Source organism: Ensifer sp. GW101-20A05, from assembly GCF_059424735.1.
On record NZ_JBWKZT010000010.1, the window covers coordinates 120,788 to 142,385 of the forward strand.

27 protein-coding genes and 1 pseudogene are annotated in these 21,598 nt (G+C 59.9%); 19 read left to right on the top strand and 9 right to left on the bottom strand.

Features of this window, described 5'->3' with window-relative positions:
- Positions 1 to 27: 27 nt before the first annotated feature.
- Both AC070A_RS23115 and AC070A_RS23120 read left to right on the top strand, forming a co-directional pair.
- Positions 28 to 1,065: a phage minor head protein gene (locus tag AC070A_RS23115; RefSeq protein ID WP_113737967.1), complete on the top strand. Its 1,038-nt coding sequence runs from the start codon at positions 28 to 30 to the stop codon at positions 1,063 to 1,065.
- A complete protein-coding gene (locus AC070A_RS23120) occupies positions 1,065 to 1,511 on the top strand; it encodes an HK97 gp10 family phage protein (protein WP_113737966.1) in 447 nt (148 codons plus the stop codon). Before AC070A_RS23115 ends, AC070A_RS23120 begins: the two co-directional genes overlap by 1 nt.
- On the opposite strand, the gene AC070A_RS23125 is transcribed toward AC070A_RS23120, so the two are convergent.
- Complete coding sequence (locus AC070A_RS23125; RefSeq protein ID WP_162771051.1) at positions 1,462 to 1,776, bottom strand: hypothetical protein; 315 nt, start codon at positions 1,774 to 1,776, stop codon at positions 1,462 to 1,464. The two genes, AC070A_RS23120 and AC070A_RS23125, sit on opposite strands and share 50 nt — an antisense overlap.
- Here AC070A_RS23125 and AC070A_RS23130 point away from each other — a divergent pair.
- From AC070A_RS23130 to AC070A_RS23145, 4 genes and pseudogenes are all read left to right on the top strand, one after another.
- Positions 1,718 to 2,096 (top strand): annotated as a pseudogene (locus AC070A_RS23130) (phage tail terminator-like protein). The gene AC070A_RS23125 and the pseudogene AC070A_RS23130 overlap by 59 nt on opposite strands.
- A 1-nt stretch (position 2,097) precedes the next feature.
- Positions 2,098 to 2,583, top strand: coding sequence for a hypothetical protein (locus AC070A_RS23135; RefSeq protein WP_110878232.1), 486 nt, complete (start codon positions 2,098 to 2,100; stop codon positions 2,581 to 2,583).
- 14 nt (positions 2,584 to 2,597) lie between these two features.
- A complete protein-coding gene (locus tag AC070A_RS23140; RefSeq protein WP_113737965.1) occupies positions 2,598 to 2,987 on the top strand; it encodes a hypothetical protein in 390 nt (129 codons plus the stop codon).
- Positions 2,988 to 2,995: 8 nt separating this feature from the next.
- Positions 2,996 to 3,331 (top strand): phage tail assembly chaperone, encoded by a 336-nt coding sequence (locus AC070A_RS23145; protein ID WP_255571618.1) that lies wholly within the window; start codon positions 2,996 to 2,998, stop codon positions 3,329 to 3,331.
- On the opposite strand, the gene AC070A_RS23150 is transcribed toward AC070A_RS23145, so the two are convergent.
- Together AC070A_RS23150 and AC070A_RS23155 are read right to left on the bottom strand one after the other, a co-directional pair.
- Entirely contained in the window at positions 3,328 to 3,990 is a 663-nt protein-coding gene (locus tag AC070A_RS23150) for a hypothetical protein (RefSeq protein ID WP_113737973.1), read from the bottom strand. The two genes, AC070A_RS23145 and AC070A_RS23150, sit on opposite strands and share 4 nt — an antisense overlap.
- Before the next feature lie 97 nt (positions 3,991 to 4,087).
- A complete protein-coding gene (locus AC070A_RS23155; protein ID WP_113737964.1) occupies positions 4,088 to 4,552 on the bottom strand; it encodes a hypothetical protein in 465 nt (154 codons plus the stop codon).
- A 59-nt stretch (positions 4,553 to 4,611) separates the two neighbouring features.
- Here AC070A_RS23155 and AC070A_RS23160 point away from each other — a divergent pair, with 59 nt between their 5' ends.
- From AC070A_RS23160 to AC070A_RS23195, 8 genes are read left to right on the top strand one after another with little or no spacing between them, the layout of a single operon-like run.
- Entirely contained in the window at positions 4,612 to 6,714 is a 2,103-nt protein-coding gene (locus AC070A_RS23160; RefSeq protein ID WP_113737963.1) for a phage tail tape-measure protein, read from the top strand.
- On the top strand, positions 6,714 to 7,382 hold the full coding sequence (locus tag AC070A_RS23165; RefSeq protein WP_113737962.1) for a hypothetical protein: 669 nt from the start codon (positions 6,714 to 6,716) through the stop codon (positions 7,380 to 7,382). Before AC070A_RS23160 ends, AC070A_RS23165 begins: the two co-directional genes overlap by 1 nt.
- Entirely contained in the window at positions 7,379 to 7,972 is a 594-nt protein-coding gene (locus AC070A_RS23170) for a DUF2163 domain-containing protein (RefSeq protein WP_113737961.1), read from the top strand. The genes AC070A_RS23165 and AC070A_RS23170 overlap by 4 nt, the downstream gene beginning before the upstream one ends.
- Positions 7,973 to 7,974: 2 nt before the next feature.
- Positions 7,975 to 8,379 carry a DUF6950 family protein gene (locus AC070A_RS23175; RefSeq protein WP_113737960.1) on the top strand — a complete coding sequence of 135 codons (405 nt, stop codon included), beginning with the start codon at positions 7,975 to 7,977 and terminating at the stop codon, positions 8,377 to 8,379.
- Between the two features lie 7 nt (positions 8,380 to 8,386).
- Positions 8,387 to 12,553: a hypothetical protein gene (locus AC070A_RS23180; protein WP_494773595.1), complete on the top strand. Its 4,167-nt coding sequence runs from the start codon at positions 8,387 to 8,389 to the stop codon at positions 12,551 to 12,553.
- Positions 12,553 to 14,082: a hypothetical protein gene (locus tag AC070A_RS23185; RefSeq protein ID WP_113737958.1), complete on the top strand. Its 1,530-nt coding sequence runs from the start codon at positions 12,553 to 12,555 to the stop codon at positions 14,080 to 14,082. Before AC070A_RS23180 ends, AC070A_RS23185 begins: the two co-directional genes overlap by 1 nt.
- A 12-nt stretch (positions 14,083 to 14,094) precedes the next feature.
- Entirely contained in the window at positions 14,095 to 14,778 is a 684-nt protein-coding gene (locus AC070A_RS23190) for a hypothetical protein (RefSeq protein WP_113737957.1), read from the top strand.
- A 1-nt stretch (position 14,779) separates the two neighbouring features.
- The gene (locus tag AC070A_RS23195) at positions 14,780 to 15,013 is read left to right on the top strand and encodes a hypothetical protein (protein ID WP_113737956.1); all 234 of its coding nucleotides are present in this window, start codon (positions 14,780 to 14,782) and stop codon (positions 15,011 to 15,013) included.
- 15 nt (positions 15,014 to 15,028) lie between these two features.
- Here AC070A_RS23195 and AC070A_RS23200 read toward each other — a convergent pair whose 3' ends face one another.
- Both AC070A_RS23200 and AC070A_RS23205 read right to left on the bottom strand, forming a co-directional pair.
- Entirely contained in the window at positions 15,029 to 15,241 is a 213-nt protein-coding gene (locus AC070A_RS23200) for a hypothetical protein (RefSeq protein WP_113737955.1), read from the bottom strand.
- Between the two features lie 367 nt (positions 15,242 to 15,608).
- Complete coding sequence (locus AC070A_RS23205; RefSeq protein ID WP_218374335.1) at positions 15,609 to 15,947, bottom strand: hypothetical protein; 339 nt, start codon at positions 15,945 to 15,947, stop codon at positions 15,609 to 15,611.
- 345 nt (positions 15,948 to 16,292) lie between these two features.
- Here AC070A_RS23205 and AC070A_RS23210 point away from each other — a divergent pair, with 345 nt between their 5' ends.
- From AC070A_RS23210 to AC070A_RS23225, 4 genes are all read left to right on the top strand, one after another.
- Positions 16,293 to 16,817 carry a peptidoglycan recognition protein family protein gene (locus tag AC070A_RS23210; protein WP_113737954.1) on the top strand — a complete coding sequence of 175 codons (525 nt, stop codon included), beginning with the start codon at positions 16,293 to 16,295 and terminating at the stop codon, positions 16,815 to 16,817.
- A 28-nt stretch (positions 16,818 to 16,845) separates the two neighbouring features.
- Complete coding sequence (locus tag AC070A_RS23215; RefSeq protein ID WP_113737953.1) at positions 16,846 to 17,166, top strand: cell wall anchor protein; 321 nt, start codon at positions 16,846 to 16,848, stop codon at positions 17,164 to 17,166.
- A 12-nt stretch (positions 17,167 to 17,178) separates the two neighbouring features.
- Entirely contained in the window at positions 17,179 to 17,352 is a 174-nt protein-coding gene (locus tag AC070A_RS23220; RefSeq protein ID WP_192495225.1) for a hypothetical protein, read from the top strand.
- A 98-nt stretch (positions 17,353 to 17,450) separates the two neighbouring features.
- Positions 17,451 to 17,816, top strand: a complete 366-nt coding sequence (locus AC070A_RS23225; RefSeq protein WP_057252426.1) for a hypothetical protein — start codon at positions 17,451 to 17,453, stop codon at positions 17,814 to 17,816.
- 502 nt (positions 17,817 to 18,318) lie between these two features.
- On the opposite strand, the gene AC070A_RS23230 is transcribed toward AC070A_RS23225, so the two are convergent.
- The 4 genes from AC070A_RS23230 to AC070A_RS23245 all read right to left on the bottom strand — a co-directional run bounded on the left by AC070A_RS23230 (position 18,319) and on the right by AC070A_RS23245 (position 21,249).
- Complete coding sequence (locus AC070A_RS23230) at positions 18,319 to 18,879, bottom strand: YidB family protein (RefSeq protein ID WP_057252422.1); 561 nt, start codon at positions 18,877 to 18,879, stop codon at positions 18,319 to 18,321.
- 212 nt (positions 18,880 to 19,091) lie between these two features.
- A complete protein-coding gene (locus tag AC070A_RS23235; protein ID WP_113737951.1) occupies positions 19,092 to 19,358 on the bottom strand; it encodes a Y4lK-related protein in 267 nt (88 codons plus the stop codon).
- A gap of 1,299 nt (positions 19,359 to 20,657) precedes the next feature.
- Positions 20,658 to 21,068: a hypothetical protein gene (locus AC070A_RS23240; protein ID WP_492384600.1), complete on the bottom strand. Its 411-nt coding sequence runs from the start codon at positions 21,066 to 21,068 to the stop codon at positions 20,658 to 20,660.
- Between the two features lie 4 nt (positions 21,069 to 21,072).
- On the bottom strand, positions 21,073 to 21,249 hold the full coding sequence (locus tag AC070A_RS23245; protein WP_218374336.1) for a hypothetical protein: 177 nt from the start codon (positions 21,247 to 21,249) through the stop codon (positions 21,073 to 21,075).
- A 34-nt stretch (positions 21,250 to 21,283) separates the two neighbouring features.
- Between AC070A_RS23245 and AC070A_RS23250 the strand changes: the two genes are divergently transcribed.
- Entirely contained in the window at positions 21,284 to 21,595 is a 312-nt protein-coding gene (locus AC070A_RS23250; protein WP_246806030.1) for a hypothetical protein, read from the top strand.
- Positions 21,596 to 21,598: the final 3 nt, after the last annotated feature.

Genomic DNA, 21,598 nt, shown 5'->3' on the forward strand with positions numbered 1-21,598 from the left:
ACCAGTTGCGAGCGATCAGGGGGATGAATGACCTTCGACGAATTGCTCGCCACTTACGAGCCACGCCTTACGGCCGCGTTTCGAGAAGCGATAGACGAAATCCGCTCCTCCATCGTCTTGGCACGCGTCATCGAGCGACTTGAACGTGGCGACATAAATGGCGCGGTCGAAGCGATGCAGATCGAGTCCGAGGCTTTCTCGGCTCTCGAAATAGCCCTTCAGGAGGCCTTCAACGCCGGCGGCACGAATGCCGTCGTCGAACTGCCGAAGGTAACCGACCCGCAAGGCAACCGTGTCATCTGGCGCTTCGGCGTTCGCAATCCGGCCGCCGAGGCGATCCTGCGCGAGTTGTCGTCGACGATGGTCACACACATCACCGACGATCAGCGGCAGGGCATCCGCCAGGCGTTGGAAGCGGGCCTCACCAGAGGTGCGAACCCACGATCGACGGCGCTCGACGTCGTCGGTCGCGTCAACAGGGTGAGCAAGCAGCGCGAGGGCGGCGTCATCGGCCTGACGCGCCACCAGATCGCCTTCATCGAGCGGGCCCGCGTCAATCTCGCCTCGGGCGACCCGGAGTTGATGAAGCAGTACTTCGAGCTCAAGACCCGCGATAAGCGCTTCGACCGGACCATCGTGGCGGCCATGCGCGAGGGTAAGCCGATCACCGGCGACGCGCTCTCGAAGGTCATTGGCCGGCTGCGCGACAAAAACCTGCTTCTCCGCGCGGAGATGCTGGCGCGAACCGAAACCATGATGGCGCTCGGCTCGGCTCGCGATGAAGCGATGCGTCAGCAGATCGAAAGCGGGAAGGTCCAGGCGCAAGACGTGACACCTACTTGGCAGACTGCCGGTGACAATCGGGTGCGCCATACCCATCGATCTCTCAACGGTCAGACGGTTGCATTCGGGGAGACCTTTGTGAGCCCATCCGGTGCGCGGCTCCGGTATCCAGGAGATCCGCAGGCGCCCATCTCGGAGACTTCGGGCTGCCGCTGCCGGCTGCAATACAAGATCGACTACATCGGCGCGGTCACCCGGCGCTACAGAGCCGAGATGGCGTGATGGCGACGCTCACGTTTAGCGCAGCGGTCGCTCAGTGGGCCGATAAGGTCGAAGGCGCGGTCGAGGCAGTTTTCAAGGAAGCTACGCAAGAGGTCGTCGAGGAGATGCAGACACCCGTCGCGCAGGGCGGGCGAATGCGGGTCGACACTGGCTTTCTGCGCGCCTCCTTGCTTGCGTCCTCGACATCGATGCCGGCGATCAATGCCTCGTCCAAGCCAGCTGAGGGCAGGGCTTACACACCCGATTTCGCCCAGGTTGAGGCAGTCATAGCCGGCGCCGATATCGGGGACACGCTCTATTTGGGATACACCGCCGCATATGCGGGCCACAGGGAATACGGCTCAAACAGCCAGCCAGCCGACGGCTTCGTCCGGTTGGCCGCCCAAAACTGGCCGATTATCGTGGATCGAAAGGCAGCTGAGTTGAGGGCCCGCCTGGGTCTTTGATCGCTGCATTGTTGTCGATGTTCTTTTCCATCGCCGCCAGCAAACCAAGTTGAAGCAACGTCAACGATTTTCGGGCGGCCTTGAGAGAGGTGTCGCCTCGCACCGTTGCGCCCGAATCCCGGCCCAACGCCAGCAGCGCGGCATGGATGCGCTCATAGACTTCGTCGTCGCTGAGAGGCGGCTTTTCAGACATAGGCAATCGATACATGGCGACCGGGACCGACGCAATAATCTTCAAGGCACTGACCGATCGGTTGCGGGCCATGCCGCAGGTCTTGCCCATAGCAGGCCCGAACGTCGTCTTTCCGGCGGCCGGTCAGCATACGCCGGCAAAGTACCTGCGCCTCTCCTTCATGCCCAACCGGACACGCCAGATCACCATGGGCGATGATCCTCAGCAGAAACGAGGCCTTCTGCAAGTCTCGGTCGTCTGGCCGGTCGGGGAGGGCATCATCGACGCGCTCGAGGTCGTCGATCAGGTCATCGACCACTTGCGAGCCCTGGGCGGCTGGCACATTCCAAGAGGATGACCGGGTGCAGATCCCTGTCTCCATTCCCTACCACGCCTTCGAACCGGAGAACTGACATGGCAAACAAGGCAACGAAGAAGGGCAGCAAGGTCTATGTTTGCGCGCTCGCCCAGAATACCGATCTCATACAGTCCGCTTATGTGGCGCTGACCTGGGTGCAGGTCGGGAAGGTCGGCAACGTCGGTGATTTCGGCGCCGACAGCACAATGAACAGCTACAACACGCTCGACGAGCCGGTTACCCAGAAACAGAAGGGCACCGCCAATGCGGGCGACCCGCAGATCGAAGTCGCTTCCGTTTTCGACGACGCCGGCCAGATTATCCTGCGCACCTTTGGCGACCCGCTCAACCTCGACAACATGGCCATCAAGATCGAGCGCAACGACGGCGGCGCCGGCAAGACGAACACGATCTTCTACAGCCGCGGTGTCGTTTCCGGCCCGCTCTACCCGGGCGGCGGCTCTGACGATTTCGAACTCGAACGTTTCACGATCGGCCTCAACCAGCTGCCGATCCGCGTCAATCCAACTGCCATACCGTAATCAGAGGTGAAAACATGGACATTTCCAAGCTCGTCAATTCTGAAGACCTCTATGAACTGAAGCTTACCGGCCCAGACACGGACGAACTCATCGGCATCCGCTTCATGATCCGTTCGGCCGAGAGCGACGCTGTAAAGCGTGTCGTTCGCCAGCACAGTGACAAGTTCCTCGCCAGCCGCAAGAAGAAGCTCACCTCGAGCAAGGTTGAGGCCGAATATCTCGACAAGGCTGCTGCCTCCGTGGCGTCCTGGGACTGGGGCGACCACGATTGGAAGGGCGCCAAGCCGGAATGCACCTTTGAGCAGGTGCGCGAGGTGCTGGAAGAAGCGGGCTGGATCTACGACCAGATTGCAGCGGCATCGGAGGACCGGGCAAATTTTACGAAGATCTCGGCGAAGCCCTAGCCGAGGCTGTGGCCGTTGTCGCTCGTTACGACAGCGTCCGCGACAAGGATGGCGAGACCAGGCGCGAGCGCAATGAGGCCTTCGCGACAGAAAGCCCGGAAGCGGAGGTGCCGGATTACGGTGCCTTCATCTGGGATTGGTTTTGGGAACTCCGTCAGTCGCAGCCGCCGGGGTTCTCTGGACCGGTACCTGTTTCCAATCTCGAATTGATAACCTGGTGTCAGGTGACCGGAAATATTGTCAGCAGGGAGGAAGCCTCGATCCTCAAGGTGATGGACGCAAGGTTCTGCGCTGAGATCGAGAGGGAGAGTGAGGCCATCAGGGCAAGAGAGACTGCAAACTAACTGGCGGACGGCCCCGTCTTGTTAGTCTTGGGTTTCTCTTTCAGTTCGGCGACGCGCATGCGGATCTTTTCCAACAACTCTCGAGCTTGCTTCTGGACAATCAACGCCTTCTCAATCGCCTCGTCGGAGCCATAAATGGCGATAGAACCCACGACGCGGTCAACGTGTCGAAGCTGGGTTTCGGCTTTGCGTTCAATCTTTCTGAGTTCAGTAACGTTGGCCGCTGCGTCAGCGGAAGCCGCCAATGCCGCGATGATTTCCGGTTCATTGGAAACAAACTCCTCGCGCTGCTCCTCTTCTTTTTGGCGGCGCTCTTCACGACGCTGCTCCGGCAACGACTGGTGTAGCGAGGGTAGGCGGTTCATGTGCCGGAGAGCTTCAGTCTTTGCTATGTCGACAGTCTCATACGGTTCGGAAAAATACGGTTCGCGTCGATCGTTCGGGTCACCAATGGTGAACTTCCATCCGCCATCGGATTCGAACACAGTGACGTGTTTGCCGTGGTAAATCTGCGTCGGATTTCCCTTATCGGAGGAGCCCCACTCCTGCTGACGAGGCTGCGATTTTTGGTGCGCTTTAGAAGGTCTCGACTTCTGAAATAGATAAACAGCAGCACCTGCTGCGGCCAATAAGACTAACCAGAAAATGCCGGCCTCCATTCGTGTGCCATCGCAGTGGATCATGTCACAACTTGTCGAGGAGTCGAGTCTTCTAGTTCTTCCTTAGTGCCGTCTTCATAGAGGACGGCACTAAGGGTTATTTGTACGCGCGGTAAACTGACCCGCCCCAAATACTGACCTTAGGAAATGTGGCTTTGGCGGCGGCTTCCGCTTCATCAAGCTGCCTTCCCAATGCTGGATCTGAAACTGCTTCAAACACGGCGTCATCAAGTCGAGACCCAGCAGGCAGAGTCTCTTTCAGATCGATTGCAGCACTCACCGCTTCTGTCACGCACGTAGCTGTGCCGATGATATTGCCTTCGTTAAGCTCGGCGCACTTCGTCCGTAACGGTTGACCCGCTGCTGGATAGATATTCTCGAACGCATCAAGAGTTTTGATCGAGACATGCGCGTTGGGGAGGCACTCGGCGACCGCGACAAAGGTGCCGGAGGTTGCCTTGCAATACTCAACGGCGCGCGGGTCCGCCTTTTGATCAGCAGCGTTGGCCGCGAGCCCTGAGCTCATTGCTGCAAGTGCAACAGCAACCGCAAATTTGCGCATGAATCATCCTCCGATTGAAGGGCAGGACGATATCGCACGTTCTTTGAAAAGGAAAAGCCATGGCCGATGTCGCCACGTTGGGCATTCAAGTCAAAACAGACGGGACTGAGCGGGCGACGGCAGAGCTCACCAAGGTTTCAGGCGCCGCGGCGCGCGCGCAGGCTGAGGTTGAAGGCCTGAACGTCACGAATCGTGGCGTCACAGGCGCGGCTTCGGTAGCTGCCAAGGCCTATGCCAATGAGGGTGCAGCGGCAGCCGCCGCATCCAAGCAGGTTCAAATGTTAAACTTGGCGGCCAACCAGAATTCGTCCGGTCTCGTCAAGATGAACAATACCGCAAATCTGGCGGCCCAAGGCTTCGATATAGTTACCACCGCCGCTGGCGGGATGAACGCAGGCTTGATCGGCATGCAGCAGGGCCTGCAGGTCGCCCAAGTGGCGATGATGTCGTCGGACAGCTTCGCCAAAACGCTCGCCGCATCGTTTGCGGCGATGCTTTCGCCCGTGACATTCTTGGCTGTGGCGTTGACCACCCTGGCGGCTGTGGGCATTCAAACCGTCAACTGGAGCAAGCTTGCAGCTTCCGCCCTTGAGTTGCTTGCCTCGGTTCTCGAAGATATCGCCCCCTATGCAGTCGCGGCGGCCGCGGCCCTGGCTCTGTTGTACGCCCCGGCAATTGTCGGAGGCGTCGTGTCGCTAATAGCCCTTCTTGGCCGATTTGTTGTCCAACTGGGCATTGTGGCCGGGTCACTTCTTCTCGCTAACCCAGCAGTCGCATTCATTGCGGGTATCACTGCAGCTGTTGCAGCGGCGGTCGTGTTTCGTGATGAACTCGCGGAGATTTTCGGTCGGGACATCGTGGCTGACGCGAAGAATGGGATCAACTTCATCGTCGGGGCCTTCGTCGGCGGTTTCAATGCGGTCAAAGCCGCCTGGGACAAGCTGCCGGCTGCCTTGGGGGACGTTGTCTATTCTACCGCTCAAGGCGTGATCAAAGCAGTTCAGGCGATGGTGCAAACCACCGTCGGCGGCATCAACAACCTCATAAACAAGTATGCGCTCTGGTCGGCGTCAATCGGGCGCCCGCTTCAGAACTACAATGACATGATCATCGAACCCATCGAGTTCGGCAACATCACCAATCCTTACAAAGGCGCGGCTGGTGGAGCATTGCAGACCGCTATCGACGAAATGAAGGCCGCTCAAGGCACCGACTATGTCGGGGGCGTGGTGGACGCGATCGGGCGCGGCGCCTCAGCGGCATCCGATAAGCTGCGCGAGCTCGCCAAGGGCCTGACCGACGTCGACGAGAAGTCGAAGAAGCGCGCCGGCAAGAGCGAACAGGAGAAGTACGCCGACATTGTCGCCGGGGCGGAGCGCCAGATCGCAATGCTCGAGGCGGAGCGGGACGCAATGGGCCTGACAGAACGGGCCGCGGCCGCGCTCCGCTATGAGCAGCAGTTCCTGAACGAAGCGCAGCAGCGCGGCATCTCGCTCACTGACGCCCAGAGGAGCGAACTGGCTGGTCTCGCCGAGACCATGGCGACGATCGAGGAAGAGACCCGGCTGTTGGGCCAGGCGCTCGACTTCGGCAAAGCGCTGACCCGGGGCTTCTTCGATGACTTCTTCGCCGGGATCGAGCGCGGAAAGTCGATATGGCGATCCTTTGGTGACGCAGCGCTCGGTGTTCTCGACCGCATCGCCGACAAGCTGCTGACCGACGTCATCGATGCGGTATTCACCGTTAGCAACGCAGGGAAGGGCGGCGGTGGTCTGTTGGGAATTCTCGGCGGTATCTTCGGAGGCTCCTCCGCTGCTGATCCCTGGGCGGGCCTGCGCGGTTACGCGACTGGTACGCCTTCGGCGCGGCCGGGTGTAGCTTGGGTTGGCGAGAAGGGGCCTGAGCTGGTCCGCTTCAAAGGCGGCGAAGAGGTGATCCCGAATCATCGCCTGTACCGGCCAGCAAACACCAACGCACCCGCACAAAGCAGTTCGTCCGCTCAAGCGCAGCCTATGCAGGTCGTCCTTCGCGTCATCGGGGAGGAAGGTCCGATGTTCCGGCCGACAATCCGATCCGAGAGCGAGAACGTGACCATCGAGAACATCCGCGCCTACGATCAGGGCAAGCGAAACGAGTACGACAACGGCGGTGAGGTCTACTGATGCCAGATCCAGTTCCTCTTCCGAAATTCACCGACGGACGGAAGGATTGGGCCGAATGCAGGTTCGACCCAATCCAGCCTCGCAATAGCGATCAGATGGAAGGCCGCCGAACCGAAAGCCAGACATTCGGAACGCCCTTTTGGGTTGCCAGCTATGTGACCCGTCCACTGCTTCGTCCTGAGTTCGGCGTCATGGATGCATTTATGATGCAGCTTGACGACAATGGGCAGACGTTCTTCGCCCACGATGTCTTCCGGCCTCGGCCCATAGCTCACGACACCGGTTTCCCGCTTTCCGGCACCAAAGCCGGGGGCGGGACATTCAATGGCGATGCCGTCTTTCAAGCGATTGCGAACCCGACCACAATCGTGGTTTCCGGGCTCCCTGTTGGCTTTCGTCTGTCGCCCGGAGACTATGCCGAGATCAGGAAGAGCCAGCTTGTGCGGTCCCTGCATCGGATCATCGCGCCGGCGACCGCAAACGCAAGCGGCGTCGCGACGTTGTCGATCCGATACGGCCTGGACACCGGCGTCTTCAACACAACGTGCACCGTTCATTTCGAGAAGCCGTCGTGCACCATGCAAATCGATCCCGGCAGTTACGACGGGAAGAAATCATGGGCAAACCGCTCTCCCTCGTTCACAGCAACTGAGGTTTTCTACTCGTGAGCATTCTTGATCCCGCCGTCGTCGCTGCCCTTGAGAGCGGGCATATTTCACGTATCGACCTGATCCGCTTCGATTTGCCCGGCAAGACGGTTGGCTATCACAGGGGCGGTCGGCCCTACACCTACAATGGGCTGACCTATCTGCCGAACCGGTTCCTTCAGCCGGGGGAGATGCGCAGCGCGCTCGGGGTGTCGGTCACAAGCCGAACCGTGCGTTTTTCGAACATCCCGGTCACAAATCCCGAGGATGCAATCGCGCGGCTCGAGCTCTACGACTACCCCAATTCTCCGGTCATCCTCACGCACCTCGCCGGTGTGCCGAACAGCGACCAGGTGCTCGGCATCCTTGCTTCCAGCATCTATGAGATCGACAACGTTCGCTATGAAAAGGGCGCGGTCGACGATAGCGGCACCCGCACGCTCTCGGTCACAATCGAGCTGCAGCCGTCTGGTCGATCGGCGCGCGGTCAGACGCTGGTGAAGCGATCGCAGGCTGAGCAGCAGTTTGACAATGACGAAACCGACACGGGGCTCGAATACGTCGCCACGGTCGGAACGATCCCCGAGGAATGGGGACAGGTTTCGAGGTAATCATGGAACGGTTTCGTATCGGATCGGCCACGCTGACGCGTGAGCTGTCGACCCCCTATGCCTATGGCTCGGCCGATTGCTTTCATCTCGGCTGCGCCATGGCGGATGCGTTGCACGGCACATCGCTCGTCGAGAAATATCGCGGCACCTACAAGACCTTGAAGGGCGCGCATATCGCGCTGCGCCGACGCGGGTTTTCGAGCCTTGTCGATTTCTGGTCGGCTGAACTCGGTCAGGAACCGGATGGCGCCGGGTCAGCGCAATACTTCGACCTGGTCATTCTGCGACTTGCCGACGGGGCCGAGCATGTCGGCGTCTGCAACGGCCTACGCTTCACCACCAAAACCGAGAATGGCCGTTCCGATCATGGCCTTTCCGACGTCATCGCGACCTTTCATCTCGGATAGTTCCTAAATGGCAATCTTCTCTGCAATCGGCACGCTGCTGGCGGGCACGGCGACGTTGTCGCTGTTCGGTGCGTCTATTTCTGTCGCGAAGCTGATTGGTGGCGCTCTGGCTTTTGGCACCAAATTCGCCTTCTCGAAAGCGACTCAGCCGAAGAAGCAGAAGTTCACTGCCGTTCAAGGGCAGGTCCAGATGGGCGGTGACGTTCCTGCCGGCTCGCTCTTCGGCACTGGCAAGACGAAGGGACATCGCGCCTATTACGCCAAGTGGGACAAAGGCAACAAGATGAATGCCGATGTCTTCATCCTGGCGAACGGCTGGTGCGATGGACTGGAGCCGTACTTCTATATGTTCGGCTCCAAGGCCAACCTCATTGCGAAGCCTGTGGTTGGCGGAGAGGCCGCGCGCTACTTCGTCGAAGGCTACATTGATGGCGACGGCAATAGCTCGATCGATATTCGCTTTTATGACGGTCGACCGGGGCAGGTGGCTGATGCCGAGCTTGTCTCAAAGACGGCGGCTCTGGGCAACTCGTGGAAGAACACCAGCCGCCTGAGTGGCATCTGTTACGTCGTCGTCTACCGGTACTATCATCTCAAGTTCTTCCGTGATGCGGGCAGGGGGCGGCCGGATTTTGAATGGGTGTTGCGCGGACTTCGTGAATACGATCCGACGAAAGATTCAACGGTCGCGGGCGGCAACGGCCCGCAGCGGATCAATGATCGCTCGACCTGGGTGCACACGCTCAATCCGGCTATCCATCGCCTCAATTATCAGCTTGGGCTTCGAGGTCTGCGCTCTGGTCGCTCGATCGTGGGCGAGGGCAAGAGCCTCGGCCAACTCGATCTCGCGTCCTATTTCACGGCCATCAACTATTGCCGCACGCTGAGGAAGGGAAAGCCGGTCTATCAGTGTTCGCTTTGGGTGGACGGTGATACCGACCATACCGAAGCGCTGTCTGCCTTCGATGACGCGATGGCGGGTTATGGCGTCAACAGGCGCGGCCTTTCCGGCGTCATCGTCGGCGCGCCGCAGATCCCTGTTCTCGACATCACGCCGCAGGACATACCGGCGAAGCGCGCTAAGCAGAAGCAGCTCCGCAAGTCGGCCTTTGCGCTCTACAACCATCTATCCGGCCAGTTCACCTCTCCGGATGCTATGTGGAATCCGGAAAGTCTGAAGACAGTGGTCGTCAATGCGGACGTTGCCGCCGACAAGCGCCCGCGGCAGACGTCCAACGACTTCCTTCAGGTGCACGACGCCGACGTCGCTCAATATCTGCTCAACATCCGCTATCGCCAGAACCGCAAGGGTGGCACGGCGACGGTCCCCGTCAGCCGTCGCGTGGGCTTTGCAGTGCAGGAAGGTGAATGGGTCACCTACGAAGGCAAGACCTGGATGGTCGCGGAATGGCGGCTCTCGGAGCAGTTCGAAGGCACACTCGAACTCACCGAGGCGGGCGCCGACATCTATGACGACGCCGACATCGCGCCGGGTCCGATCGTCATTCCGCCCTTAGCGCCGATCAATCCGTCGCAGTTGTCGGTCATTCAGAATTTTGGTGTGGTGACCGACGTTATCGCTGGCGCCAGTGGCAGCCAGGTCCCGTGCCTGCGCTTCACCTGGACCCCGCCAGAAGATCCGACCATCGTCTCGGTCAACATCACTTATCAGATCGTGGGCGACACTCAGACCTTTAGCGATGTGTCGAATGACCCTGAGAGCGGGCTGAAGCTGACGACGGACAACGTGGTCTCGGGTAAGGCCTACCGTGCGAAGGCGACGATCACGACGAACCCGGATCGGTTCCGGACGGAAACGCCGTGGGTGACGACTGCCGCTCCGACCGGCAATTTGAGCGTACTCGACAACTCGATCACCGCCACGAAGATAGCGGACGCCGCCGTTACGGCCGACAAGATCATGAACGAGGCGATCACCAGCATTAAGCTGGCGGCCGAGGCGGTCACGACAGCGAAGATCCAGGTCGGTGCGATCGACGCGCTGCGCCTTGCCGACAACTCGGTTGTGGCGAATAAGATCGCCAACGCGGCGGTGACCGGCGCGAAGATCGCGGACGCGGCAATCACCGGCACCAAGATCGTCGATCTTGCCATTACCGAGACGAAGATTGCCAACGATGCGATCTCGACCCCCAAGCTGCAGGCACTCGCGGTCTCGGCCGACAAGCTGCAGGCGAACTCGGTCACGGCCGGCAAGATCGCGGCGAACGCCGTCACCGCAACGGCGCTTGCGGCGGACTCTGTCACAGCACGCTCGCTGGTCCTGACGGACTTCTCCAACATCGCGGACAACGGCTGGCAGCAAGGCACGCTCGACGGCTGGTCGACGAGCTTCATGCAGGAGTTCGTGCTTGCGGCGGCGGCCGGCGATCAGGCCGGCTGGCGGATGCGAAGCATTGGCCGCGATCAAGCGGTCTCGCAGTGGATCGCTTGTACGCCCGGTGAGCAATATTACTTGGAGGCGTGGGTCTATCAAACCGATGCGTCGCCGGCCAACCTCTACTGGTTCGCCTGGGATGCGACGGGCGTGAGCTGGACGGGCCAAGCGATAGCCACCACCAATCTCAAGAACCAATGGGTCCGTCTTCGCGGGATCGCGACAGTGCCCGCCGGCAAAGTGCGAATTGCGATGGCACTTACGACCGATCGGACGGCAGGGGTCGGAACTGAAACCTACTGGACGAAGCCGGTCATGCGACGCGCCTCGGGCGCAGAGCTGATCGTCGATGGCGCCATTCTTGCGAAGCATCTTTCAGTCGGTTCGGGGAAAAATATGCTTCCGAACACGGAAAACTATGGCTTCACCCAGGATTGGTCCTATTGGAACCAGAACGGCATCGCCAACCGCCAATGGAGCTATCGCTCGGACGGAGATACTTGGGCGCTGGCGGGGCAACCGGTCACGATCGTGTTGGAGCAGACCGATGCGAATGCCGATTTTTCCGCACAGCAGTGGACTTGCGATCGACGCATCCCGGTAAAGGCCGGAGTGCGGTACGAGGCGTTTGCCTTTTTCGGTTCTCACCGGTGCCAGCATTTCGTGGGAATATCTTTTTCCGACAGCGCCGGGGTTTGGATTTCAGAGGCAAGTACTGGCTGGATCAATGAGCAAGTTCAGATCAGCAATGGCAAGGCGCTGACGGGCTATGCACAAGCTGGCGTCTTCGCGATCGCACCCGCCAATGCAGCCACCGCGATGTTCTTTGTTCGGAAATCCGCGACCCTACCCGGCCAAGCGAATAGCTACATGCACATGGTCAGGCCGTACTTCGGCGAGGCATACCCCAACCAGACGCAATTCTCGCCTTGGGAGCCGGGTGGTATCACCACGATCGGTGCGGATTATATCCGAACGGGCGCCGTCATTGCCGGAAAGATCGCCGCGAACGCGGTCACCGCCGGAACGATCGCGGCCGGCGCGGTGACGGCAGAGAAGATCGCCGCGAGCGCAGTGACGGCCGACAAGATTGCCGCCAACTCGATCGGCGCGGTCCACATCGCTGCGAACTCCATCACGGCGAGCAAGCTCGTCCTGACGGACTTCTCCAACATTGTCGACAACGGTTGGCAGCGGGGCACGCTGGAGGCGTGGTTTACCCAGAACCAGCAAGCCTTTTACTTCGGCCCGAACGAGCAAGGCGGGGACGCGGCCGGATACATCCTGCAAACTCTTGGCCGAGATTGCGCGACCTCGCAGCGAACCGCTTGCTCGCCGGGAGAAGCCTACTTCTTCGACGCTTGGGTCTACAATACGGACGCCAGTCGCGCGAACCTCTACGCGATTTTCACGGACGGCAACGATGGCGCCCATACGTGGTGGGCCGCGACGGGAACTGACGTCAAAAACGCTTGGGTCAGACTTCAGGGCCGGCTGACCGTACCGGCTGGCAAGGCGTTCATCCGGATGTTGTTGCAGGTTGATCGGACGGCCGGAACAGGTTCATCCACATTTTGGTCAAAGCCGGTCATGCGTCGCGCCGCGAATGCCGAGCTGATCGTCGACGGGGCCGTCACCGCGAACAAGCTGAACGTGAACAGCCTTTCAGCTATCTCCGCGAACTTCGGCGACGCCTACTTCTCCGGCATCGCCCGAAGCGTCAACGGCAAGCTCCTGTTGGACTTCAACAACGGCGGCATCGAGGTATTCACCTGATGGCGAGGATCCGGATCGGCAACGACTACACCGGCGCCGGTGCGCTGAAGATCATGAAAAGCAACGCCGACGATCCCTATTCGACGCCGGATAGTGAGCGCTGGAAGTTCCTCTACAACAGCAAGTTCGGCATTCAGGCGAGCTTGTGCGACATCTGGGTCGTCAACACGTTCCAGGCGGGCAACGGCGTCACCTACTATCCGCCCGGAAGCAATGCGGCGACATTCACTTACATGTCTCTCACCGTTGCGCAGGGAACGCTTTGGGGCTTTCGCAACTCGGCGTTCCCGACGCTCCGCTACAATGTCCCGCTATTCGACGTGAAGGCGAAGAAGGGCGGCGGCAGCAACGTCTACAATCAACAGATGGTCGCCTGGACCGACAACGGGGAATACTACCACGGTCAGGGTGGTTATTACGCCGTGGGGAATTACGCCCAGATGGGATGGGCGGAGAACATGGTTCTCAACAACAATCTGGGGAACTTCGCCTACGGGATGCCGATCATCGTCACGCCGAATGACGGTATCGATGCATTCAACAAATTCCGATCACGCGACAAGCGTCTGATTGTCTGGAATTTGCCGGGGAACAATGTCGCTCCGGATGATGCTCCTGTCTTGGCGCCGAACGGGACCAAGACCATCAAGATCACCTCAACTGAAACGAAGATCGCCAAGCCGGGGTACAACGTCGACACCGCGACGCCTCAACAGATGGCTTTCGACCTCTCGAAAATGCCGGTGAAGGTGATCGCGGCGGCTGACATCGCGCTGCCGGCCGGCGTGAGCTACTACAACACCGGAATTCCCCTCCCGGACACTGTCGTGCTCGACGTTCATTTCTACGACAGCGCGACGATCATGTATCCGTCCAACCCGCAAGTGCTCGATTTCGGCGCCGAGTACTGGTTCGACGGGACGAACATCGGTTTCAACGCAACAAAGGCAATGCGCGCCCGGTTCATGCTCTATCTTGAGGATACGAGCGCGCCGACGGGCGGAAGCAATAAGCCCCTTCGGAAATTCACCGAGGGTGGCGTGGACGTCGTCCAGATCCTGCGTCCAGGCTCCGCCGACCCGCCGTCATGGGCTGACATCATTGTCGATAGTCGGCGCCCGCAAGTCCAGATACTGGCGCAAGGGTACTTCACTTTCGGCGCCGGCAATGGCGTCATCACGGACATTCCCTTTGATGGGACGGGCATGTTCCCGATGGTGAAGTACCTCACGCATCACGGCGCCGGAAACGGTGCGAGCCTCGGACAGACCAACCTGCCGATGTCGTGGAGCGCGATGTGGCGCCTGCCGTTCGTGAAGCGGCTGAAGTACATCTACAACGGCAACCAGGCGCACGCCGGGGAAAGCACCTATTGCGAGCTGACGGGCAACAATGCCCGGTTTGTCACCTTCGCCGGCAACGTCGGCGATTACTACAATCGCAACGACAGTCCCGGTACGTGGCGCACCTCCGGCGCCTACGCGCCCGTTGGCATCCGCTACTTCATTTTCGGCATCCCCCAACCCTAAGAGGACACCCGCATGTACAGCATCGAAAACAGCTACAACCCGATGATGGAGGCGCTTCACGCGGCGATGGCGGCCGGGACCATCCATCGCTCGATGGCCGCCACCGCATGGTGGCTCGGTCGCCAGCAGATCATGAACGAGCGCGAATACTGGTTCCAGGTCGCCGGCCGGGTCACATCTATGCTCCCGGCCGCCGATCGAGACGCGATCGTTGCGCAGCTCGGCAAGCAAGAAGACGCCTATGTCGATAACCCGATCTCGGATTGGCCGGTTCTGCCCCCAGCGCTGGCGGGCCTGTTCACCTCCTGGGACCCCGTCCAGCCCGCTCCGGATCTTGTCGCGTTGCGGGCTGACGCTGTCCGCAAGGTCGATCGAGAAGCCGAGAAGTATCGGCGGAATTTCATCACGCCCGGCTCCGGCCAAGTCATGGCCTACCAGCAGAAGCTTGCTGAGGCGCGCGCGGCTGTGGCCGACCCGCCGGCAGCCGAAAGCGAGATCCCGCACATCGTCGCAGAGGCGGCGATCGACAGCGTCACGGTCGAGGTCAAGGCCAGCGAGATCATCGCTACCTTCGTGCAGTGGCAGAACGTATCGGCCGAGATCGAGGCTAAACGCCTCGGCGCAAAGAAGGCCATAGCCGAGGCGGCCACGATCGAGGCGATCAACGCTGCCGCAAACGTCAACTATGGAGCCTGAAATGTCCTCACTTGCAGCATCCCTGAAGAAACAACTGGCGCTCGCCCACGAAGAGAATGAACGACATGCGAACAGCCTGGACACAGTGGTGGCAGCGCTGAATGAGACCCTGACGGCGTTGGAGAGCCACGATCCGGATTTTGTCGCCGGCATGCGTGCGCGCTTCGGCGTGGCACGGGTGACCCCGCAGTCGGGTGTGGTTGGGGCCCTGACGGCGATATCAGACGAAGCCTAAAGGGAGTCTAGCTTCTCAAGCGTTCTGCCTGTGCCACGTGTCAATCGCTTCGCACAGAAACTTACGAAATGGGTGAATGAACAGTGGGCTTGCCGCGCCGTCTGGGGAAAATCGATACAGCGCGTCGGTCTCGTCAGTATCCCAAGTACCCAGAAACTCGCCGTCGTCGGTAACGACAGAACCGTCGTCAAGCAGATTAACGCGGTATCGCGGCTTTGCGGAATCCATCTCTGTCTCCAATCAGATCGCTCGCGTCACCACTTGGGCTGCGACCGATACCAGTAAAGCCGCCAGTGCGACGGCCGTTCCAAATCGTACGATCTTCATCCGGCGCCTGCGAGCGCCATCCCAATCATAGCCCATCATGCTCCCCCCTGAACGAGAGCAACCTTGCGTCCGTGCTTGTGGCGCTGGACAAATACGGGAGCAAGGTAGACGTGAGGCTTGAATGAAGGGAAATTTCAGCTGTAGATAGCGCCGTCTGTGAATTCGAACGCTCAGACGGGGCCCTCTTCTCTTATTCGTAGGAGAAGGGGCCTTTTGCGTTTCGGAGCGCGCTCGTCACGACCTGGCCGCGTGCTTTGAACAGGACCTCTCAGTATGAAGATGGCCAACCAGCTCGAATTCGTATGCGACCTTGGACCGGGCCACTTTCGATCAATGACAAGGGATTGTTGACCGGATCCCAGAGGATCGCATCTAGAAGCCGCGTTACCTCCTCTTCGATCCCTCTGCTTGCCACCTCGTACTCAAATACAAGATGTTGATCTGGTTGTTCTGCTTCTCGCAGTTCTTCTAACCGTTCGGCGGCGAGTGCATACGCCTCGAAAAGGTCATTCAGCTCCGCCGGGCAGACATCAGCTTCGAGCGCTCGTCGAAATTTCGGCAGTCTCACCCATAAACGGCGCCGCCCCAGTTCCCTGAGTTTTTGCATTTTCCTCTCCCATTTCAGTGCAATCTAAGGTGGCGCTGCCAAGGAAGAGTTAAATCAATATTTCAATTGCGAGCGACCTCGGTAAACGACGAGCTCACTTGTCCTGCCGAGCTTCGCCGCGTTGGCCCGACGGCAAAACCGCAGCCCCGGGGTCTATGGGGCTGCGGTTCTGAGTGCCAGTTGTAACGTGCAGGGACAATGGCAACCGACCATAGATTGCGGGGGAGCGGGTTAATTTAGCCTTTCCACGCGGACGTGATCTTTGGAGCCCTTCAAAGCCGTTGCCGCGTCTCCCGTTGCTTTTCAGTCTTTCTACAACCTGTCCCTTTGAGAAGTATTTTCAAGATGACATACCGCCTGCCGCTGGATTGGCTCCAGCCGGTGAAGATGTCGCGTATCATCGCGCATTGGAGTGCCGGCGCCCATCGAGCATCCGAGCTCGACAAGGAGCACTATCACCTGATCGTCGAAGGTTCCGGCAACGTAGTCCGCGGCGACCACACCATCTCCGACAACGTGAACACGGCCGACGATGACTACGCCGCGCATACGCGGGGCTGCAACACCGGATCGATCGGCGTCTCGCTCGCCTGCATGGCGGGCGCGATGGAAAGCCCGTTCCATGCCGGCAAGTTCCCGATGACGGAAACCCAGTGGCACCGCGCCATGGACGTCATCGCGCATCTGGCCGAGTTCTATAAGATCCAGGTCACCTCGAAGACGATCCTTTCCCATGCCGAGGTTCAGCCGAACCTGGGCATCAAGCAGGCCGGCAAGTGGGATTTCACCCGGCTCCCGTTCGCGCCGAACGTCATCGGCGCCAAAGCATGCGGCGACAAGATGCGCGCCGAAGTCAAAGCACGCCTCTAACCAACCTCCCAACATCGAAGGAAATCAAATGCGTTCGCTGATCATCGTATCGGCGGCGGCCTTTGTGCTGTCCCCTTGCACCACCACCGGCTCGATCGACACCACGATCAAGAACAACCTGCCGAAGACATGCGCTCTGCTCGAAACGGCTCATGCCGCGTTCATCGCGGCCTCGGTCTCCGGCAACATCAAGCCTTCGACCATCGCCAAGGAAAAGGCCGCCTACGACGGCGTTCGCGTCATCTGCACCGATCCGGGCAGCGTCACGGCTGCCAACGCGCTCGTCGTCGCTGCGACCGCCTACGCCACCGTTTCTCTCGCCCTCAAAGAAGCCCGCGCGGCTCAGTAGAAAGGAAACATCATGCAGAATGTCTCGAAAGCCATCGCCGCCGCTGTCGGCGGGGCAGGGGTCGGCACTGTCGGCATCCCCTTCATGCCGGAAGGCACGCCCTGGTATGGCTATCTCGCGCTTTACGCGCTCACAATCGGCCTGCCGGCAGTCCTGACCTATCTGGCGCCGAAGAACCAGCAGTAAAGCATCCGCGGGCTCTCAACCTCGGGGGCCCGCCATCATTTTCAGCACGAGCGGCATTGAAGACAACGAGGGGCATAATGGGGCTTGAGGATCAACCGATGGAACTCCCGAAGCGCGCACAGAAACTCGAATGGAATCTGAACACGATCATCCAGCTCGTGACCCTCTTCGGCATGTGTGTTGGCGGCGTCACGATCTGGGTGAACAAGGGGCGGGACATCGAGGAGCTTCAGAAGTGGCGCAGCGCAATGGAAGCCCGGAGCGAAGAGCGGTTCCGTGCACTCGAATCCGAAGTGCGGAAGATCGACAACCTCGCCTATCGCGTTGCGTCGACCGAACAGTCGTCGACGTCGACAGCCGCTGCGATCAAGGATCTGCAAACGCTGGTCAGCCAGCAGTCCGGCGATCTGAAGGTGATCAAGGAGATTTTGCAGCGGGTCGAAGGCGGGCAGTTGAGGAGATAAACGACGCACGAAATTATGGCGCTAGAGCGAGGACAACCAGCCAAGCTGCCAAGGCGATCAAAAGCCAAACCCGAGCGTGCCTAAACCGTTGCCGTCTGGAGCTTTCCCAATCGTAGGACATGTGCTGCCTCCTTTCGGTGGCGCACAATGTCAGATTGTGGCTGGCGGAGGTTCTCCCAGCGCACGCACAGAAAAGTGCAATGGTGGCCGGCGGCGTCGCCTTCGTGATGAAGAGGGGCTTTCACATGTCGACCCTTCGCCTAAGCGGACCCCAGAGCGCGCAGTGCTTGGGGCGGGTCGTGCTCTGGGGGCCTAGCGTCAATGGTGTGATGACGCTCAACCAGTAATGGCGGCTCACCTTCTATTTGACAATGACAGAAATCAATCTTTCCGTGCAGGGAAAGAAATGGCCCGATGGGGCGGGGCCAAAAAGAGAGAGATACTGTTCCAACGAGCCCTAGTACGCTTAATCACCTGAATCTAATGCCGGAACGTCGTGGCCTCACACGATCTGGGGCTTCACCGACGGGACGGAGCCGGGCGCGCCTGCCTCGTCATCCACATCAGATGGCAACTGGCCGTTCGGAGTGAGATCGTCAACGGCCGTCGGAAGTTCGCGGCTCAAACGGCTTAGAATTTCCGCGGGGGGCAGGCCTGTGCGTGCCGAGAGGTCGTTGAGCACCTCTGGGCCAAGCACCTCGGACAGCTCGCGATCGCCGACTGGCTTATTCTCCCCGGGGCGAACCCATGAGTTAGCCGTTTCGCCGTGCCCCTTCTGTTCAAACTGCCGGAGCAACTCGCCAAGACTTCCACCGAGCCCACCTCCTGAGGCAGCGCCCCCAAACAGGCCACCAAGACCTCCGAGACCACCCATGCCCGTTTGGCTGCCGCCCGCCAGTCCTCCGAGAAGATCGCCCAATCCTCCGCCCGCTTGCGGTTGACCATCAGGTCCGAGTTGTGCCGGGTTTCTGAGCCCCTTCAACAACTCGCCAATTTTATCCCGGTTCTGGTAGCCGGCGACCGCCAGAACCCCCAGAAGCGCCTTCAATGCGTTGCTAACCATTGCTCGTCTCCCTGACGTGTTGTTGTTTGATGATCGCTGCGGCTCTTTCGGGTCGCCGCTGTGGGTCGCATAACCGTCAACGTCCCGGCACCTTCCAGGTTCCGTTGAAATCGCCAGATGCAAGGCGAAATCGGCCCGCGCTGTTCACCACACAAACAGGTGGTTGCAGCCTGCCAGAGTAATGGGTCCTGAGCCTAGTGCTTCGGTGGGCGCTAATGCCGCGTGCCTTCTGAGGCAATCTCTATGTATCGCCCGATCGACCAGAGGTAGGCGACAATCTCCAGCTTCAGGCTATCGCGGTCGCCGTACTTTTCGGTTATGCGGTCGAGTTCGTCTCTTGCTCGATGCTGTTCCTCGATATCGCCAAGCACGTACTTGTCGTGGCCTATGGCGGTGATCTCCCAGCCGGCCGCAATCAGCTCAGACACGAAATCTGGTATTTCGCTCGGCTTCATCATTCGCCGCTTGCTTTGGGCCATCTCAATCCTCCTTTGATCCAGCAGGAAGGGTAGGGCGGCACTAAGTAGATCCGCTAGGCGCAGAAATGGTTCCTAAAATTTGGGGGTAGAGAGCCGGACCCCAGAGCGCGCAGTGCTTGGGGCTGGGACGCGCTCCGGGGTCACTCGCGCCAAGTGCGGTTGACGCTCAACTAGGAATGGCAACGCGAATGAGATTCGGCAATGCGGGTAGGACCTTTGCGGGGGAGTTATCAGACCTAAGTCCGAGGCGGTGACCGAATGACGGGGGGTGGAGTTGGGCCATCCGCGTCGCGTCCTCCTTTTTGCTTCCGAAGGCACCTTTGTGCGGCCATATGGGGGGAAGTCCCATGGCGGAACCTTTTCCTCCCCCCTACGTTTTATAATGCTCTCGATCCTCAACCCGGTCGATCGAGGCGCCTCTAGGCCCCGCTGCCATTAGCGTCCCCGCAAGGTGTGGGGCCTACTGAGGCATTGATGCTCGCGTTCTCGACCGGCTAGCAAAAGCCGGGCGCTGGTTCGCCTCAGGTCCCGTTCAGCGGGGTCTTTTTTTATCCAGCCAACTCCGCAGATGGGGAGGCGCGACTACTACCACCTGTTGCGCAATTTTCGCTCCGATGGCCAGACTTCGGTCTCCGGGTTCCGAACCTTTATCCAGTGGACCGTTCGGAAATGGTCCGACGGGACACCCGACCCGTACGACAACCCGATCGGCGCCCGCTATATCCTCAGCAACCCTGCGGATAAACTCGTCCGCGCCGGCGGCACTTACTTGGCCCTCGATCACGACGCTGTTTCCGAGCGCTCTAAAGCAGAGGCCTTGCGTATCAAATGGAGCTTCGGCTGCCAGCGCATATTTTAGGGAGGCGATAAGTCCCGAGGGATCAGACCCCTCGCCGGCGCGACAGCCAAATTCAGGTGGGATTAGGATCATCGGCAGAGCTCCTTATTGGAGTTCCAACCCGTCCGTACGAGCATTGTTCCCAGCCGCGTGCGCTTCCCTTCGCCTATGGAGACTGCGCAAAGAAATGGCCTCGTCGGGGTGACGAGGCCAGAGGCTGCTTCGGACTTCACTCCGGGGATTTGGTGAAGCCGGCCTGTGACCCCGAGGGGGAGGTCGGGGCCAGGACACGCCCGAAACGCACATACGGCGAAAAGGTTCCCAGGCAGGGAGCGAGCCAAAAAGAATGGCCCCGAAACGCGTCGCCCGGGGCCAGAAGGAAGGGTGGCAGAGCCCCGGAAGAAACGGAGCCCGCTCTAATAACGCACGCTCATCAAAGTCGTTCCGCGCCGTTGTTTTCGTCAACGACACGAAGGATAGGACGATGGCCCCATGCCGCGATACTCAGGCTGAAAGAACGTGCATTCGAAACGGCTGGTCAGGGCCGTTAGCAGCGCATGTGTGATCGCCGCCTTAGCATCGTCCCGTTTGCTGGCATCAACGCCGACGAAATCCTTAGCTATCGCCTCGGGCACCTTCCAAAGTTCGTCCGCCAGTAGTTCGACGATTTCTGCTTCGTCTATTGCCACACCGTCCTGCTCGATACGGTGATTGCCGCGGATGCCGGTGACGATGGACTGAGCAATCCAATGAGCGCTCGATTTCTCGCGCCGCCGTGATCGGCCAGTGCCGGCGAACGCTCGCTTTATTGGCTCCCGTGTGGTCACGAGGCGGATGTAGATGCCTTGATCGAGGCTCCGGTGATCGGTCATGGGATCATGCTTGCTTCGAAGGCGACCAGACCGCCGGCCGGTGCTCGAAACAGAACCAGTTGGACGGGCCCTTGCCGATGGCAAAGCCGAAGCCGCCCCATTGCTTGCGGCCAGGGTGCTCGCAGACGTGCGCCTTGGGGCCTTCGGTTGACTTCTTTGCGGCGGATGGATCGTCGCTCACAGTAGGCCTCCCTCCCCAAATTTGGGGAATTCGAATGCTAAAGATTGTTCTTCTTTTGTTCTTATATTATTTCAACCTTATGGTCGAGACAATCGGTGAAGCCTTCAGCCTCGGATGGCGCCTCAAGGCGCGCTGCGCGTATGGCAAGCGCGAGGGCCTGAAGTCTATCCGGGAATGCACATGGACCTATGATCTCGATATGCTGACGCTCGTCACGACGCGCGGCCGCGACTTTCCCCTCGCAATACTTGCTTCCCGGCTCCGGTGCCCCCGCTGCGGGTCGCGCCTGGTGTCGGTGGTCTTTATCCCGCCGGCGGATGGAGATCTGAGGAGGGGCGCGGCCTAGCCC